At 71.3% G+C, this 15655-nt stretch carries 20 protein-coding genes; 4 read left to right on the top strand and 16 right to left on the bottom strand.

The annotated features are described in order from the left end of the window. Window positions 1-14 precede the first annotated feature (14 nt). The 5 genes from HTZ77_RS20045 to HTZ77_RS20025 form a co-directional block, all read right to left on the bottom strand. Window positions 15-710: an NADH-quinone oxidoreductase subunit C gene (locus tag HTZ77_RS20045; protein WP_175591134.1), complete on the bottom strand. Its 696-nt coding sequence runs from the start codon at window positions 708-710 to the stop codon at window positions 15-17. Further along, complete coding sequence (locus HTZ77_RS20040) at window positions 707-1258, bottom strand: NuoB/complex I 20 kDa subunit family protein (protein WP_175591133.1); 552 nt, start codon at window positions 1256-1258, stop codon at window positions 707-709. The genes HTZ77_RS20045 and HTZ77_RS20040 overlap by 4 nt, the downstream gene beginning before the upstream one ends. 2 nt (window positions 1259-1260) lie before the next feature. Further along, on the bottom strand, window positions 1261-1656 hold the full coding sequence (locus tag HTZ77_RS20035; protein WP_175591132.1) for an NADH-quinone oxidoreductase subunit A: 396 nt from the start codon (window positions 1654-1656) through the stop codon (window positions 1261-1263). A gap of 76 nt (window positions 1657-1732) precedes the next feature. Beyond that, on the bottom strand, window positions 1733-2989 hold the full coding sequence (locus HTZ77_RS20030) for a geranylgeranyl reductase family protein (RefSeq protein ID WP_175591131.1): 1257 nt from the start codon (window positions 2987-2989) through the stop codon (window positions 1733-1735). Window positions 2990-3184: 195 nt separating this feature from the next. Beyond that, window positions 3185-3901 (bottom strand): demethylmenaquinone methyltransferase, encoded by a 717-nt coding sequence (locus HTZ77_RS20025; RefSeq protein ID WP_175591130.1) that lies wholly within the window; start codon window positions 3899-3901, stop codon window positions 3185-3187. Window positions 3902-3978: 77 nt separating this feature from the next. Here HTZ77_RS20025 and HTZ77_RS20020 point away from each other — a divergent pair, with 77 nt between their 5' ends. Next, a complete protein-coding gene (locus tag HTZ77_RS20020; RefSeq protein ID WP_175591129.1) occupies window positions 3979-5187 on the top strand; it encodes a hypothetical protein in 1209 nt (402 codons plus the stop codon). On the opposite strand, the gene HTZ77_RS20015 is transcribed toward HTZ77_RS20020, so the two are convergent. Then, window positions 5184-5402 (bottom strand): DUF4229 domain-containing protein, encoded by a 219-nt coding sequence (locus tag HTZ77_RS20015; RefSeq protein WP_175591128.1) that lies wholly within the window; start codon window positions 5400-5402, stop codon window positions 5184-5186. The two genes, HTZ77_RS20020 and HTZ77_RS20015, sit on opposite strands and share 4 nt — an antisense overlap. A 255-nt stretch (window positions 5403-5657) precedes the next feature. Between HTZ77_RS20015 and HTZ77_RS20010 the strand changes: the two genes are divergently transcribed. Continuing rightward, window positions 5658-5879 carry a BldC family transcriptional regulator gene (locus HTZ77_RS20010; protein ID WP_026214226.1) on the top strand — a complete coding sequence of 74 codons (222 nt, stop codon included), beginning with the start codon at window positions 5658-5660 and terminating at the stop codon, window positions 5877-5879. A gap of 166 nt (window positions 5880-6045) precedes the next feature. Here the strand turns inward: HTZ77_RS20010 and HTZ77_RS46350 are convergent, their stop codons facing one another. Further along, the gene (locus HTZ77_RS46350) at window positions 6046-6411 is read right to left on the bottom strand and encodes a hypothetical protein (protein WP_235994879.1); all 366 of its coding nucleotides are present in this window, start codon (window positions 6409-6411) and stop codon (window positions 6046-6048) included. 10 nt (window positions 6412-6421) lie between these two features. After that, a complete protein-coding gene (locus HTZ77_RS20000; RefSeq protein ID WP_175591127.1) occupies window positions 6422-7543 on the bottom strand; it encodes a hypothetical protein in 1122 nt (373 codons plus the stop codon). Window positions 7544-7715: 172 nt separating this feature from the next. Between HTZ77_RS20000 and HTZ77_RS19995 the strand changes: the two genes are divergently transcribed. Then, window positions 7716-8018: a PLD nuclease N-terminal domain-containing protein gene (locus HTZ77_RS19995; RefSeq protein WP_175591126.1), complete on the top strand. Its 303-nt coding sequence runs from the start codon at window positions 7716-7718 to the stop codon at window positions 8016-8018. 58 nt (window positions 8019-8076) lie between these two features. Here HTZ77_RS19995 and ccsB read toward each other — a convergent pair whose 3' ends face one another. The 6 genes from ccsB to HTZ77_RS19965 all read right to left on the bottom strand — a co-directional run bounded on the left by ccsB (window position 8077) and on the right by HTZ77_RS19965 (window position 13621). Continuing rightward, entirely contained in the window at window positions 8077-9039 is a 963-nt protein-coding gene (ccsB, locus tag HTZ77_RS19990; protein WP_175591125.1) for a c-type cytochrome biogenesis protein CcsB, read from the bottom strand. Continuing rightward, a complete protein-coding gene (gene resB, locus HTZ77_RS19985; RefSeq protein WP_175591124.1) occupies window positions 9029-10591 on the bottom strand; it encodes a cytochrome c biogenesis protein ResB in 1563 nt (520 codons plus the stop codon). The genes ccsB and resB overlap by 11 nt, the downstream gene beginning before the upstream one ends. Beyond that, a complete protein-coding gene (locus HTZ77_RS19980; protein WP_175591123.1) occupies window positions 10591-11313 on the bottom strand; it encodes a cytochrome c biogenesis CcdA family protein in 723 nt (240 codons plus the stop codon). The genes resB and HTZ77_RS19980 overlap by 1 nt, the downstream gene beginning before the upstream one ends. Continuing rightward, window positions 11306-11881: a TlpA family protein disulfide reductase gene (locus HTZ77_RS19975; RefSeq protein WP_175591122.1), complete on the bottom strand. Its 576-nt coding sequence runs from the start codon at window positions 11879-11881 to the stop codon at window positions 11306-11308. The genes HTZ77_RS19980 and HTZ77_RS19975 overlap by 8 nt, the downstream gene beginning before the upstream one ends. Window positions 11882-12001: 120 nt before the next feature. Then, complete coding sequence (locus tag HTZ77_RS19970) at window positions 12002-12643, bottom strand: histidine phosphatase family protein (protein WP_175591121.1); 642 nt, start codon at window positions 12641-12643, stop codon at window positions 12002-12004. Window positions 12644-12700: 57 nt separating this feature from the next. Next, complete coding sequence (locus HTZ77_RS19965; RefSeq protein WP_175591120.1) at window positions 12701-13621, bottom strand: LysR family transcriptional regulator; 921 nt, start codon at window positions 13619-13621, stop codon at window positions 12701-12703. Between the two features lie 183 nt (window positions 13622-13804). Between HTZ77_RS19965 and HTZ77_RS19960 the strand changes: the two genes are divergently transcribed. Then, window positions 13805-14728, top strand: coding sequence for an EamA family transporter (locus HTZ77_RS19960; protein ID WP_328808664.1), 924 nt, complete (start codon window positions 13805-13807; stop codon window positions 14726-14728). A gap of 18 nt (window positions 14729-14746) precedes the next feature. On the opposite strand, the gene HTZ77_RS19955 is transcribed toward HTZ77_RS19960, so the two are convergent. Continuing rightward, window positions 14747-15244, bottom strand: a complete 498-nt coding sequence (locus tag HTZ77_RS19955; protein ID WP_175591119.1) for a cupin domain-containing protein — start codon at window positions 15242-15244, stop codon at window positions 14747-14749. A 31-nt stretch (window positions 15245-15275) separates the two neighbouring features. Then, complete coding sequence (locus HTZ77_RS19950; protein WP_175591118.1) at window positions 15276-15647, bottom strand: DUF4267 domain-containing protein; 372 nt, start codon at window positions 15645-15647, stop codon at window positions 15276-15278. Window positions 15648-15655 lie beyond the last annotated feature (8 nt).

The following is a 15655-nucleotide window of genomic DNA, read 5'->3' as shown; positions in this document are numbered from 1 at the left end:
CTCGAAAAGCTCGCTCACGCGTAAGACCTCCTGCTGTCGGGCGCGGGCACCGTGGCGCCCCGGTACTCGACCGGGATGCCGCCGAGCGGGTAGTCCTTGCGCTGCGGGTGGCCGTCCCAGTCGTCCGGCATCATGATCCGCGTCAGCGCGGGGTGGCCGTCGAAGACGATGCCGAAGAAGTCGTACGTCTCGCGCTCGTGCCAGTCGTGGCCCGGGTAGACGCCGACCGTCGACGGGATGTGCGGGTCGGAGTCGGGGCAGCTCACCTCGACCCGGACGCGCCGGTTGTGCGTGATCGAGCACAGGTGGTAGACGGCGCGCAGCTCCTCGCCCGCCAGGTGCGGGTAGTGGACGCCGGACACGCCGAGCGACAGCTCGAAGCGCAGGGCGGGGTCGTCGCGCAGCTTCTGCGCCACCTCCAGGAGGCGCTCGCGCTTGACGTGCAGGGTCAGCTCGCCCCGGTCGACGACGACGCGCTCGACGGCGTCGTCGAGGGCCAGGCTGTCGACGATCTCATCGAAGTAGCCCCCGTACGGGCGGGGCGAGGACAGCTGCGGCGCCCGGCGCACGACGAGGCCGCCGTAGCCGGAGGTGTCGCCGTGGTCGGCCGCGCCGAACATGCCGCGGCGCGCGATCGGCGCCTCGGGCACCTCCGGAGCCGCCGGGACCTCGGCCCCGGGGACCTCGGGGAGGTTGTCTGGGGAGGTCACTTGGCAGCCCCCTGGTCGATCAGCGGAAGCTGGCGCAGGGCCCGCAGTTCGAGCTCGTCGATCTGCTTGGCGCGGTGCGCGCCGAACTTCATGTTCTGGATCTTGTCGTGTAGCTTGACGATCGCGTCGATCAGCATCTCCGGCCGCGGCGGGCAGCCCGGCAGGTAGATGTCCACCGGCACGACGTGGTCGACGCCCTGCACGATCGCGTAGTTGTTGAACATGCCGCCGCTGGAGGCGCACACGCCCATCGCGATGACCCACTTGGGCTCGGCCATCTGGTCGTAGATCTGCCGCAGCACCGGAGCCATCTTCTGCGACACGCGACCGGCGACGATCATGAGGTCGGCCTGGCGGGGAGACGCCGAAGCGCGCTCCATGCCGAAGCGCGCCAGGTCGTAGTGGGGGCCACCGGTGGCCATCAGCTCGATGGCGCAGCAGGCGAGACCGAAGGTGGCCGGCCACACCGAGTTCTTGCGCGCCCATCCCGCGGCCTGCTCGACCGTGCTGAGGATGAATCCGCTCGGGAGTTTCTCTTCAAGTCCCATTATCAGTCCCAGTCCAGACCCTTGCGGCGCCACACGTACGCGTACGCGGCGAGCACGGTGACGATGAACAGCAGCATCTCGACCAGCGCGAAGATGCCGAGGCCCGAGGCGATCACCCGGCCGTCGTCGCCGCGCAGCGGGGCGAACGACACGGCCCACGGGTAGAGGAAGATGATCTCGATGTCGAACACGATGAAGAGCATCGCGGTGACCATGTACTTGAGCGGGAACCGTCCGCCACCGACAGGCTGGGGCGTCGGCTCGATGCCGCATTCGTAGGCGTCAAGCTTCGCGCGGTTCCAGCGCTTGGGACCGGTGAAGGGAGCGATGGCGACCGAGAAGATCGCGAAGCCCCCCGCGAGAACGGCGAGCACCAGGATGGGCACGTAAAGGTCCATCGCTACGCCTCCTCTGGAGTCGCCGCGCGCGCGGGCGCGCAGCCTGATCTATGGATGTGCCGGGTGTGTGCGGGATTCATGCTGGCGGCGCGACCTTCGAGAGTGCGTTGATGATGTTGTCTGACGCATTGCCCCGCCGGTCGGTGAGATTACCAAGGAGTTTGAGCGCGAAGCGCATCAGCCTCGGGTGAGGCAGACCGTGGCGGGTGCCGAAGCTCATGACGCCGGGCTTTCCGATCGCCTCGACGAACCACCGGCCGAGGGTGAAGTAGCCGCCGTAGGCGTCCTTCAGCGTCTTCGGGTAAGCGCGAAGGGTGCGCTCGCGCTGGGCGGGCGTGGTGTCCTTGCGCAGGGCCCGCTCGATGACCTCGGCCGCGATCTCGCCGGTCTCCATGGCGTACGCGATGCCCTCGCCGTTGAACGGGTTGATCGCCCCGCCGGAGTCGCCGACCAGGACCAGGCCGCGCGTGTAGTGGGGCTGCCGGTTGAAGGCCATGGGGAGCGCGGCGCCGCGGATGGGCGCCGTCATGTTCTCCTCGGTGAAGCCCCACTCGGCGGGCATCGACCGGCACCAGCGCCTGAGCAGGTCGCGGTAGTCGATGTTCTTGAACTGGGCGCTGGTGTTGAGCAGGCCGAGGCCGACGTTGGCGGTGCCGTCGCCGACGCCGAAGACCCAGCCGTAGCCGGGCAGCAGCGTGTCCTCGTCCCAGAGCTCCAGCCAGGTCTCCAGGTAGTCGTCGTCGTGGCGGGGGCTGGTGAAGTAGGTGCGCACGGCCACGCCCATCGGGCGGTCCTCGCGCTTGTGCAGCCCCATGCCGAGGGCCAGGCGGGTGCTGTTGCCGTCGGCGGCGACGACGATCCGCGAGCGGTACGCCTTGCCGTCCTTGGTGGTGACGCCCACCACGTGGCCGCTGCGGTCGTCGAGCACCGGCCCGGTGACGTTGACGCCCTGCATGAGCCGCGCGCCGGCCTTGACGGCGTGGGCGGCCATGATCTGGTCGAAGTCCTGGCGGGTGCGGACCAGGCCGAAGTCGGGGAAGCGCTCCAACTGGGGCCAGTCGAGCTCGAATCGGTGGCCGCCGCCGACGACCCGCAGGCCCTTGTTCCGCACCCAGCCGGGGGCGTCGATGTCGACGCCCATGTTCATCAGCTGCTTGACCGCGCGGGGCGTCAGCCCGTCGCCGCAGACCTTCTCCCTGGGGAAGGTGGTCTTCTCGAGGAGCAGCACGTCGAGCCCGGCCCGGGCGAGGTGAAAGGCGGTGGCGGAACCGGCGGGACCGGCGCCGACGACGATGACGTCGGCGTCAGCCTTAGTGGCTGTGGGCACGGTCACGGGACTGTCCTGTCCTACACGATCGAAGGCTTCGGGGTGTCTGGTCGCCTTCGTTCCTTTGTGAACCCCTTCACAAACTTGTCGGCCCGCAGTCTAACGCTTTTCCGGTACATAGTGGCAGTCGGGGCCTGCCGCTTTGACCAAACCGTCGCCGAAGGGGATTTCGGACACCACCGCCCTGTCCGTAGCCGTGGATCAGACCGGCTTGAACCCCCGGTGGATGGCCACGATGCCCAGATCCAGGTTGCGCCAGGCCACCCGCTCCCAGCCGGCCCCCTGGATCGTGCGGGCCAGGGTCGCCTGGTCGGGCCAGTCTCTGATCGACTCGGCGAGGTAGTCGTAGGAGTCGCCGTTGGACCCGAAGACGCGGGCCACCACGGGAAGAAGCCGCATCAGGTACTGGCGGTAGACCAGGTCGAAGGCCGGCAACGTCACGTGGGAGAACTCCAGGATCACCAGCCGGCCGCCCGGCCTGGTGACCCGCAGCATCTCGCGCAGCGCCTGGTCGGTGTCGTGGACGTTGCGCAGCGCCACCGAGATGGTGACGGCGTCGAAGGAGTCGTCGGCGAAGGGCAGCCGCATCGCGTCGCCCGAGACGAACGGCACGCCCGGCCCGCTCAGCGCGTTGCCGCCGCGCCTGCGCACGCCGGTGCGGAGCATGCCCAGCGAGAAGTCGCAGGCGATCGCGCGCGCCCCCAGCGTGGTGAAGGTGTCCGTCGAGGTGCCCGTGCCGGCCCCGAGGTCGAGGACCAGCTCGCCGGGCCCCGCGTCGACGGCGTGGGCCACGGCCTTGCGCCACAGGCGCACCTGGCCGAGCGTGAGCACATCGTTGACGAGGTCGTAGCGCCGGGCGGTGCGATCGAACATCGCGGCGACCTCGTCCGGCTGCTTGTCCAACTGAGCGCGCGTCATGGCCCAAGCCTATGACCCTCACGACAATCAACGGAAAGTAAACGTATGACCACGCAGAGTCTGCTAAAACTTGGCGAATGTTTTCCCGAGTCACACTCGCGGCGCTTCTCGTGGCCGCGCCCGTCACGCACGGGCGGGTGGTGTCGGCCGACCCGGTCAACACCACCCCGCACGTCCTCGACGGCATCGTCAACGCGATCGCGCTGGTGGGCGGCGCCGTCGTGGTGGGGGGCTCGTTCAGCGAGGTGTCCGCCGCCGACGGGTCCGGCACGGTGGCGCGCGACAACCTGTTCGCCTTCGACCTGGCCACCGGGCGGATCCTGCCCGGCTTCGCGCCGGAGGTGGACGGTCCCGTGTACGCCCTGGCCGCCGGCGACGGCGGCACCGTCTACGCCGGCGGCGACTTCCCCGAGGTCAACGAACAGCCCGTGGGTCCGCTGACGCGGCTCGGCCTGGCCGACGGCGCCGTCGTGCCGGGCTTCGCGCCGCGTGTCGCGGGCGGCATGGTCAGTACGCTGGCCCGGCGCGGCTCCCGCCTGTACGCCGGGGGCGACTTCACCGCGCCCCGCACGGCCCTGGCCCGGCTGGACGCCGTCACGGGGGCCGCCGACCCGCGCTTCGCGATCACGCCGGGCGCGCCGCTGGCGCCCCGGGTGAAGGTGACCGCGCTGGCGGCGACGGCCGACCGGCTGGTGGTCGACGGCAGCTTCACCACGCTCGACGGCCGCTCGCGGCCCCAGCTCGGGCTGATCGACGTCGGCGGATCCACGGCCAAGGTCGCGCCCTGGCGTTCCACCGCGTACGCGCCCGCGTGCATGCGCGCGTTCCCCTCGTACGTGCGGGGGCTGGACGTCTCGCCGGACGGCCGCTGGTTCGTGGTCGTCACGACGGGCGGGCCGCGCGGCGGGCGGCTGTGCGACTCGGCCGCGCGCTTCGAGACGTACGCGACGGCGCCGGACGTGCGGCCCACCTGGGTCAACAGCACGGGCGGCGACTCGCTCTACGCGGTGTCGGTCACGGGCGCGGCGGTCTACGTGGGCGGCCACCAGCGCTGGATGGACAATCCGCGGGGTCACGACACGGCCGGGCCGGGGGCGGTGCCCCGCGAGGGGATCGCCGCCATTCATCCGGTCACAGGTAAGGCCCTCAGTTGGAATCCCGGCCGGGAGCGCGGCATCGGAGTGAAGGCATTTCTGGCCCACCCCGGCGGACTACTGGTTGGTAGCGACACGACGAGACTGGGACGGGAGTACCATGCCCGGATTGGCATGTTCCCCCTGCCCTAGCCGTCGTGCGGGTCCGGCCGGTCGATCTTCTTGGTGAGGCGTGTGCTCATGGCGTCTCGCTGCTTGGACAGCAGGACATAGCTCACGACTCCGCTGACCAAGAATGAGACGACGATCAGCCAGAACAGGTTTTGCAGGCCCAGCAGGAAGAGCAGGCCCGCGGTCACGAGGAAGAGAACAATCCTCAACAGGGTGTAAACGAGAACGGGACGCACACGTCGAGGTTACTCGCCGGCCAGTGCGGTCGCTCTTCGCATCCGGCGCGAGCGCTGCTAGTGTGCCCAGTCAGGGAGTTTCGTAAAGAAACACCCACGAGAGCCCCAAAGAGGCTCTATCATATAACAATCGGGCAGTCAGCTGATAACAACCCGTGATCTTTGTCGAAAACCACGGATAAATCAGGCTTCGCTCGACACACTGGTTACCTGTCCGCCCGCTGGCAGGAAGCGGGATGCGAGGGGGAGAGATTGGTGGAGAGTAGCAGCGAGCGTCTGCTGACCCCAGGAGAGGTTGCCGCCCTCTTCCGGGTAGACCCAAAGACGGTTACGCGCTGGGCTGCGGCAGGCCGCATCAGCAGTATCCGCACCCCCGGAGGGCACCGGCGCTTCCGCGAGTCGGAAGTGCACGCCCTTCTCCGAGGCGAGGATGTCCTGACGGCCGACCGGCCGGCAGGCGAGTCCCCGCGCGTCTGACGTTCCGTCTTCGGTGATCCTGCGCGCCAGGATCACCGCGGCGGGATGATTGCTTGATCATGTACGTCCGGATCACGCACGTTCGAGTCATGCACGGTACGCCCGGGCGCCATCCGCTGACCGTGGCTGGCGCCTGTCCGGGACGGCCCCTCCCCCGGCCGCGCGGCTAGGTCTCCTCCTGCTCCACCCCGACCTGCCGCTCCGCCCCGGCCCGGCCCGCGACCGGCTGCTCCTCCTGGGACGCGCCCGCCCCCGCCCGCTCCGCCGTAGCCTGCTCGGCTCTCAGCCGCTCCGCCTTCACCTGCTCGGCCCGGTATGCCTGGAACTCCCGCTCCAGCTCGTCGTTGCCCTCCTGCCACCTGACGCGCCGCTCGGCCAGCTCCTCCTCGGTCAGCGCCTCCGGCAGCCAGCGGTCGTAGTCGGGGTCGCCGGGCACCAGGTCCACGTAGGCGTTCGCGATGAGACGCCCGTCTTCGCTGGTGAGGGTCCGCGGCACGCGCAGGGTCCCGTCAGCGAGCCGGATGACGTACATGGCTGATCACCTAGATTCCGTAGCGCCGGTTGAAGAACAGCATGACGTCGAGCGCCATCCGCGTGTCGCCGTTCAGCATGTCGACGAGCGCCGGCCGCTGCCGCGAGGCGATCGCGGCGAAGGCGTCGGCGAAGAACTCCTTGCGCCCCAGGCCGCCTCCCTGCCGGTGGAAGGCCGAGGCCAGCAGCGGCGTGGCCTTCTCGTACAGGGCCATGAACTCCGGCGAGTCGGACACCCAGTCACCGTACGTGGAGTCGATGTCGTCGATGGCGTGACCCACCTCGTGCATCATCACGTCCGGCGTGGGCGACGGGCGGTCGCCCACCACGATCTTGCGGTCGCCGTACGCGCCGGCGCAGATGTCCCAGGTGGCCCGGCCCGAGGGCAGCGGGGCCCCGCGCAGGTAGCCCATGTCGTCGAGCTCCGGGACGCCGCCGGGCCCGACGTAGATGCCCTCCAGGCCGTCGGCGAGCAGGTCCTTCAGCCGCTCGGGGAGCCGGGCGAGGCTCTCCACGGCCCGCACCACGTCCGGGGGCGGCGGGCCCAGCCGGGCGTCCCACTGGCGGTGCAGGACCGCCTCCAGCCGTCCGCAGTGCCGCAGCCCGTCGGACAGGGACGGGGCGTCGGGGCGGTTCGGCTGCGCCCTGGGCGGCAGGTCGTCGAGCTCGAAGTCGTACCAGGTGTACTGGGGACGCTCGACCACGGCCGCCGGCAGCCGCTCGCTCCCCTCCCACCGCCTCCGGCGCTCCCATGGCCGCGTCGTCTCCGCGCGTCCCGGCGGCACCCTGTGCGGCTCCCTGGCGTCCCTGTCACGCTCCGGCCGCGTCTGCCTGTCACGCTCCAGCCGGGAGCGTAAGGAACGGCTCTCCGCCTCGCGTGCGGACTCGTACGGGTGACGGTCGCCGACCCGCTCGGCGTGCGGCGGGCGGGCGCTCCCCCGGGCGCCCCAGCCGGTCCCGGCGTCGGCCGTGCCCTCCGGTTCGGCGTGCTCGGCACGGCGCGTGGGGCCGCCGTAGGCCCAGAACGAGCGGTCGGCGTCGGGGGGCGCCTCGCTGCGCCGGGAGAAGAGGTACGAACCGCGCCGCCACCAACGACCCCGCCGATGGCGGCCTTTGTCGTTAGAAAAGGCCATCGCACCTCTCCACGCCATGGCGCCCGCGCAGACCGCCGGACGGCCGGAAGGGCGCCGCCCGGCGAGGGGCTCCGCTGAATCTGTTCCACGGTACGACGCGGATCATCGCGAGTCACCCGAAATGGTGCATGTGACCGACACGATCACGTCGCGGATGGCTTACAGTTCGGGCATGGCAGGTGTCGTAATCGGCCTGGCGCTGCTGGCCTTCTGGCTCTACTCGCTGTTCGACCTCATCACCACACCCGAGGAGGAGGTCCGAAACGTCCCCAAGACGCTCTGGCTGCTGATCGTCGTGCTGGTGCCCTTCGCGGGCGGGCTGTTCTGGATGCTGCTCGGCCGCCCCCAGGGCGCGCACCCGACCGAGCGGGCCCCCCGCCGGCCCGACGTCCACCACGCCCCGATCCCCAAGGGGCCCGACGACGACCCCGAGTTCCTGCGGGAGCTCGACCGCCGCATGCGCGGCGACGACTGACGCGATCACACCCCCGCGGACGGTGCCCCTCCCCGTCCGCACCGACCGCCCGCGCCGGTCAGTTCACGTCGGCGTAGCTGTGCAGGCCGCTGATGAAGATGTTCACGCCGACCAGGTTGAACAGCAGGCAGCCGAAGGCGATGAGCTGCACGATCGTCGCCGCGCGGCCCCGCCAGCCCGCCGTCACCCGCGCGTGCAGGTAGGCGGCGTAGGCCACCCAGGTGATGAACGCCCAGACCTCCTTGGGGTCCCAGCCCCAGTAGCGCCCCCACGCCTTGTCCGCCCAGAGCGCGCCCGCGATGACGGCGAACGTCCACACCGGGAACGACAGGACGATCGCCCGGTGCGCCACCCGCTCCAGGTCGGCCCGCGACGGCAGCCGCGACAGGCCGTCCCCGCGCACCAGGTAGAGGATGCCCGCGACGCCGGCCAGGATGAACAGGCCGCTCGACAGGATCGCCGCCGTGACGTGGATGGCCACCCAGTACGAGTTGAGCGCCGGCACCACCGGACCCGCGGCCGTGTAGAGCACCTTGACCGCGAAGCCGAGCCCCAGCGTCGCCGTGATCATGACGAACGCGCCCAGGAAGCGCACGTTCTGCCGGATCTGCGTGACGAGGAAGGCGGTCACCGCGGCGAAGCAGATCGCCACCACGAACTCGTACATGTTGCCCCAGGGCCACCGGTCCACGGCGAGACCCCGGGTGACGATCGCGCCCAGGTTGGCCGCCCAGCCCAGCCAGCCGAGCACGAGCGCGGCGACACCGGCCTTGGGCGCCCAGCTCGGCGGCTCCACCCCCTCCTGGGCGGCCGCCTCGGCCGTGCCGTCCGCGCCGTCCGCCTCGTCGGCGCCGCCCGCGCCGCCGACGGTGACGGGCACCTTGGCGCGCCTGGCCGCCACGTCGGAGCGCGCCCGGCCGAAGGCCAGCTCCAGCGCGAAGCCGACCATGGAGAAGAGGTAGAGCAGCACCGCGGCGAGGACGAAGAGGTCGCTCACCTCGGCCAGTCGGTCAGCGGTCATCCTTGTCTCCAGCGGTGAGAACCTTCACGATGTCGTCGAACTCCTCGGCGAAGCCCGCGGCCGAGCCCTCGGTGCGGGTCAGGCCGCCCACCTCGACCGCGCCCCCGTCGCCGATCCGCACCCACACGCGGCGGCGGCGGATCATCAGCGACAGCGCGATCGAGACCGTCGCGAGCCCGGCGAAGATCAGCGCCGGCATCCGGCCCGGGTCGTAGGCGATCTGGAGCGTGATCCACTCCTTGACGCCGGTGAACTCCAGTCTGCCCGCGCCGTCCGGCAGGTCGAGCGACCCGCCCACGGCCAGCGGCTTCGGCACGGAAGTGCCCATCACCAGCGGCTTGAGCTTCTTCATGAGGTCGGTCGGGGCCAGCTCGTACACCGACTGCGGCCGGCCGGAGCGCACGCCGAAGTCGCCGGTGAACGCGGCCAGGACCTGCACCTCGGGCTGCAGCTCACCGGGGAAGGCGGAGGCGTAGGTGCCGTCGGTCAGCGGCACGCTCGTCGGCAGGAAGCGCAGCAGGAAGCCGAGCTGCGAGGGGCGGGCGTCGGGCGCCTTGACCACGCAGCCCGAGGTCAGCGTGGGCTTGTGCTCGACGAGGCACGGCACCGGGCCCTCGAAGGCCACCTGCCCCTGGCCGTCGGTGACCTTGAAGACCGGCGCGTAGCCGTGGCCGATGAGGTAGGTCTGCGTGCCGTCGATCTCCAGCGGCTCGTTGACCTTCAGCTCGTAGTCACGGGCGGGCGCCGTCGGGGTGTCGTTGACGCGCAGGTAGGCGGAGTAGTCGAGCTCCTGCCCCTTCTTGTCGCCCTGGACCTGGTAGCTGGCCTTGAAGTCCTTCAGATCGAACGAGAACGGCTCCAGCGACTCGGCCGACACCTCGCGGCCGGGGATGAACCGGTCGTAGTTGGCGACCGTGTTGGCGAAGCCGTCGCCCTCGACGACGAGCACGTTGCCCCGGTAGCCGAACAGCGAGCCGATGCCGACCGCCACCAGCAGGCCGAGCAGCGAGACGTGGAAGAGCAGGTTGCCCGTCTCCCGCAGGTAGCCCTTCTCGGCGGCCACCCATCCGTCGCCGGTGTCCACCCGGAAGCGGCGGGCGCGCAGCCGCCGGGCGGCCTCCTCGACCGTCAGGTCGGCGGTGAGGGCGGCGTGGTGCGGCAGCCGCGACAGGTTGCGCGGGGCGGCGGGCGGGCGGCGGCGCAGTTCGCGCAGGTAGGTGGCGGCGCGCGGGACGACGCAGCCGATCAGCGAGGTGAACAGCAGCAGGTAGATCGCCGCGAACCAGACCGAGGTGAAGACGTCGAAGAGCTGGAAGCGGTCGTACCACTGCGCGAGCGTGGGGTTCTGCTGGAAGAGCCGCGCCACCTTGTCCGGCTCGACGCCGCGCTGCGGCACCAGCGACCCGGGCACCGAGGCCAGCGCGAACAGGAACAGCAGGATGAGCGCCGTCTTCATCGAGGTGAGCGTGCGCCAGAACCAGCGCGCCCAGCCGAGCACGCCGAAACCGGCGGGCTGCGGCGCCCGCTCCTTCTCCAGCTCCTTGACGGCCATCAGATCACCGGCCTGAACCCGCCGACGAGGCCCTGCATGCTTGCGATCATCTCTCCCCACAGGCCGGTCACGAGCAGGAGCCCGACGGCCACCATCATGCCGCCGCCGATCCGGGTGATCAGCCGGCTGTGCCGGCGGATGGCGCGGAACGTGCGCAGCGCCTTGCTGTAGGCGAGGGCGGCGGCCACGAACGGCAGCCCGAGCCCCAGCGCGTACGCCACGGCGAGCAGGGCGCCCCGCGAGGCGCTGCCCTCGTTGAGCCCGAGCCCCAGCACCACGGCCAGCGTCGGGCCGATGCACGGCGTCCAGCCGAGCCCGAAGACCACCCCGAGCAGCGGCGCGCCGGCCAGCCCGGCGGCCGGCAGCCGGTGGATGCGCACGTCGCGCATGAGCCCGGGCAGCACGCCGAGGAAGGCCAGCCCCAGCAGGATCGTCAGCACGCCGAGCACCCGCGTGATGACGTCGGCGTTGCCCATCATCACCGAGCCGAGCGTGCCGAACAGCGCTCCCCCGGCCACGAACACCACCGCGAACCCGGCCACGAACAGCGCCGTGCCCAGCACCAGCCGCCCCCGCCTCGGGTCGGCGCTCATGCCGGTCACGTACGACAGGTAGCCCGGCACCAGCGGCAGCACGCACGGCGACAGGAACGACACGACCCCCGCGAGGACGGCGATCGGGACGGCCAGCAGCAGCGAGCCGGAGGCGACGACGTCACTCATCGCGCACCTTGGTCACGGTGTCCATGAGGTCCTGGTAGCGGACCGCGCCGAGCGCGCGGGCGGCGATGCGGCCCTGCTCGTCGATCACCAACGTGGACGGGATCGCGGCGGGCGGCACCGTGCCCTGGAAGGCCAGCGCCACCTTGCCGGGCTGGTCGAAGATGCTCGGGTAGCCGGTCTGCTCGGTGCGCTCGAACGCCTGCGCGTCGGCCTTGCGGTCCTTGAAGTCGATGCCGACGAACGCGACGCCGCTGCCCTTGGTCTTGGCGGCGACGTCCTTGAGCACGGGCGCCTCGGCGCGGCACGGCCCGCACCAGGAGGCCCAGAAGTTGAGCACCACGACCTTGCCCTTGTGCGCGGCGAGGGAGGCGGTGCCGCCGTCGAGCGTCTCGCCCTCGATCGCGGGGGCCGGCTTGCGGTCGGCTGCGGAGAACACCTGCATCGTGCCGTCGCCCGCGACGAAGCGCGTGTCGCCCGCCTGGGGCTGCCCGCCCTGGTTGCCGGCGCAGCCCGCGACCAGGACGGCCACGAGGGCGAGTGAGCCGAGGGAGACGGGCTTCGCGCGCACGGGGAAGATCTCCTTGTACTACAACCGGTAGAGCTTGCAACTCTACCGGCGGAACCGGCCGGCCAGGACTCTGGGGGCGTCGCGGCGAGATCGGGAGCGGTGAGATCGGGAGCGGCGGGGTCAGGCGCCCGGCAGGGTGGGCCCCTTGACGAGCGAGCCCGCCGGCTCGCTGTAGCCGACGCTGACCAGCCGGTTGCCCTCGAACGTGAACGTGGTGAGGCTGGCCAGCGCGCACTGCCTGCGCCGCGGGTCGTGCCAGAGCCTGCGCCGCCCCTCGGCCGCCATGCGGATCGCCCAGATGGGGAGCTGATGGCTGACCAGGACCACCTCGTGCCCGCGCGCCGCGTCGCGGGCCTCCTCCACGATCGAGCGCATGCGCGCGATGATCACGGGGTACGGCTCGCCCCAGGACGGGCGCATGGGGTTCCAGAAGTACCGGTAGTTGCGGGGGTTGCGGAAGATCGCCAGCCCCTGCCCGACCATGCGGCCTTCGAGCAGGTTGCCGGCCTCGATCAGCCGGTCGTCGGTGGTGACGTCGAGGCCCAGCGTCTGTGCCAGGGGGGCCACGGTCTCCTGGGCGCGCTCCAGGGGAGAGCTGTAGAGAGCGACGATGTCACGGGAGGCCACCGCCTTGGCGACGGTCTCGGCCATCAGCCGGCCGGTGTCGGACAGGTGGTATCCGGGGAGCCGGCCGTAGAGGATGCCGTCGGGGTTGTGCACCTCGCCGTGACGCATCAGGTGGACGACGGTGGTTTCAGCCATGATGAGCCACAGCCTATCGTTCCCTCCCTGACGTCCTCCTGAGACCTGGACGGCGTTTCAGACGGTCGCCCAGGCGTTCTCGTGGGCCCGGCTGGCCTGGGTCAGCGCCTCGACCGCGGCCCTGATCGCGGGCCGGCGGGCCGCGTCGGTGCGCCAGATCGCGTAGATCCGCCGCGACTGCCGGGGCCGCAGCGGCACGACGCTGGCCCCCTCGGGCACGCGGTCCCTGCCCAGCCGGGGGATGATGGCGCAGCCGAGCCCGGCGGCGACGAGCGCCATCTGCGTCGGGTACTCGTCGGCCATGCAGGAGATCTCCGGCTCCAGGTCGGCGTTGCGCAGCGTGAAGACGAGCCAGTCGTGGCAGACCGTGCCGGGCGCGGAGCTGATCCACTGCTCGCCGCTCAGCGCGGCCAGCGCGACCTCCTTGCTCGCCGCGAACGGGTGGCCGCTGGGCACCACGACGTCGGCGATGTCGTCGAGCAGCGTCGCCCTGGACAGGCCCTCGGGCATGGCCATGGGGCGGTTCATCCAGTCCTGGATGACGCCGAGGTCCAGCTCGCCGCGCGCCACCTCGCGCACCACGCGCTCGGGTTCGCGCTCGTTGAGCAGGACCTGGAGGTCGGGGTGGCGCTCGCGCAGCCCGCTGAGCGCGGCCGGCATGAGCCCGCGGGCCGCGGTCGGGAAGGCGCCCAGGTGGAGCCTGCCGACGACCGCGCCGCGCAGCGCCTCGAAGTCGGCCTCGGCGGTCTCCACCAGGGCGAGGATGCGCTCGGCGTGCTCGGCCAGCAGCCCCGCGGCGTCGGTGAGCCGCACGCCGCGGCCGTTGCGCTCCATGAGGCGGGCGCCGGTCTCGCGTTCGAGCTTGGCGATCTGCTGGGACACCGCGGACGGGGTGACCATCAGCGCGTCGGCCGCCGCGCCGACCGATCCGTAGACGTGGACGGCGTGAAGGGCCTTGAGCCGGTTCAGGTCCAACATGTAAGCCAGCCTAAAGGGTTTAGCGTAGAAAGTCTCGCTTGTCGTTCAATCTGTAGCGTTGGAAAATATATGCATGCGAATCCTTAAGACGAAGAAGCAGTCCACCCCGTCGGTCTCCTACCTCCAGGTCCTGGCCGAGCAGGCCCGCGAGTCCCGCGTCCGCTACCAGAAGCCGCGCTCTGCGTGACCTCGCGCCAGCTGACACCCCGCCACCTGGCGCTGGCCGTCGGCCTCGCGGCCGTCTGGGGTGTCAACTTCGTGGTGATGCAGGTGGGCCTGCGTCACTTCCCGCCGCTGCTGTACGCGGGACTCAGGTTCGCCCTGGCCGGATTCCCCGCCCTGCTCTTCGTGGGGCGGCCCCAGGTGCCGTGGCGCTGGGTCGCCGGCGTGGCGGCGGCGATCGGAGTCGGGCAGTTCGGCCTGCTGCTCATGGGCATGCGGGCCGGTATGCCCGCCGGGCTCACCTCCCTGGTCCTGCAGGCCCAGGTGGTGTTCACCGTGGTCTTCGCGGTGCTCCTGCTGGGCGAGCGGCTCACCGCGCGGCGCGTGGGCGGCCTGTCCGTCGCCTTCGCCGGCCTCGCGCTGGTCGCCTTCGACTTCGGCCTCTCGGGGCCCGCCGGCGCGTTCGCCCTGTGCGTGGCCGCCGCGGCGGCCTGGGGCCTCGGCAACGTCCTGCAGCGTCGGGCGGCGCCGCCCGACTCGCTGCGGTTCATGGTGTGGGTGAGCGCCCTGTCGGCGCCGCCGCTCCTGCTCCTGTCGTTCCTCGTGGAGGGCGCGCCCCGGCTGGCCGTCCCGGCCGAGGGGTGGCTGTCTCTGGCGTACGTCGCCTTCGTCTCCACGCTGGGCGGATTCGGCGTGTGGGGGTGGCTGCTGCACCGCTACGACGCCTCGACCGTCGCGCCGTACACGCTGCTGGTGCCCGTCTTCGGGCTGTCGTCCGCGGCACTGCTGACCGGCGAGCCGCTGTCGTGGGTCAAGGTCGCGGCCGGGGCGCTGATCGTGGCGGGCGTCCTGTACGCGGGCGGCCGCCCGCGCTTCCGTTTCCGCTCCCGCTCCGCCGCCCCCGCTCCGCCCGAGCGGGCCGCCTCCGCGGCGCCGCGCCCCTGACCCCGCGCGGGCCCGCCCTCATGCGGTACGGGCGCGGTCCCACGCCTCGCTGGCCCTGAAGTAGGTGTCGTAGAGCTCCTGGACGTCGAGCAGGCTCTCCGGCGGCACCTTGCCGTACGCGATGCGCTCCAGGTGGCGGAAGTACTCGAACCGCGCGACGCCCGGCGTGATGACGATGAGCAGGTCGGCGTCCTCGCCCGGGGCGGCGGCGAAGGCGTGGTCGACGTTCGGCGGGACGACGACGAGGTCGCCGCGCTCGGCGGTGACCACCCGCTCGCCGGACAGGAGCTGGGCGGTGCCGTCGAGCACGTAGAACAGCTCGGCCGAGCCCGTGTGGAGGTGCGGCTTCGCGCCGTCGGCGCCGTCGGCCAGCGTCACGCGCTGGGTGGACAGCGCGCCGCCGGTGGAGTCGCTGTCGGCCAGCAGGCGGATGGTGGTCGGGGCCCGGCCGATGACCTCGGCCTCGGCGGAGCGGACGATCACGGACTCGGTGAAGCGCGGGTCGATGAGGGACATCTCGCGAAACCTTTCTGACGTGCCGGGGGGCTCAGACCAGGAAGAGCAGGGTGGCGCTGATGAGGAGGACCACAGCGGTGGCGAAGTGGACGCCGAAGGCGGTCGCCTTGGCCCCGCCGTTGCGCAGGACGATGACGGTGTCGGCGAACGGCATGATCGCGGCCACGAGCATGTACCACGCCTCGGCCTGGGCCCCGACGAAGAACAGCAGGGCCAGGCCCATGACGCCGTAGGTGGCGTCGCGCCATCCCTTGATCGTCAGGTAGGCGGCGTCGCCGCCGTCCTTGGCCGGGACGCCGTAGCCGGCCGCGGCGGCGCGGGGCTGCGTGAGGAAGCGGTAGCCGATGAAGAGGATGAGCAGGTCGAGCGCGACGGCGAGCCCGTAGGCGATGGGGGACAGCATGGCGATCT

It is taken from the genome of Nonomuraea montanisoli (assembly GCF_013363975.1).
In the GTDB taxonomy this organism is placed as follows: Bacteria; Actinomycetota; Actinomycetes; order Streptosporangiales; family Streptosporangiaceae; genus Nonomuraea; species Nonomuraea montanisoli.
This window is presented reverse-complemented; position numbering and strand designations above follow the sequence as displayed.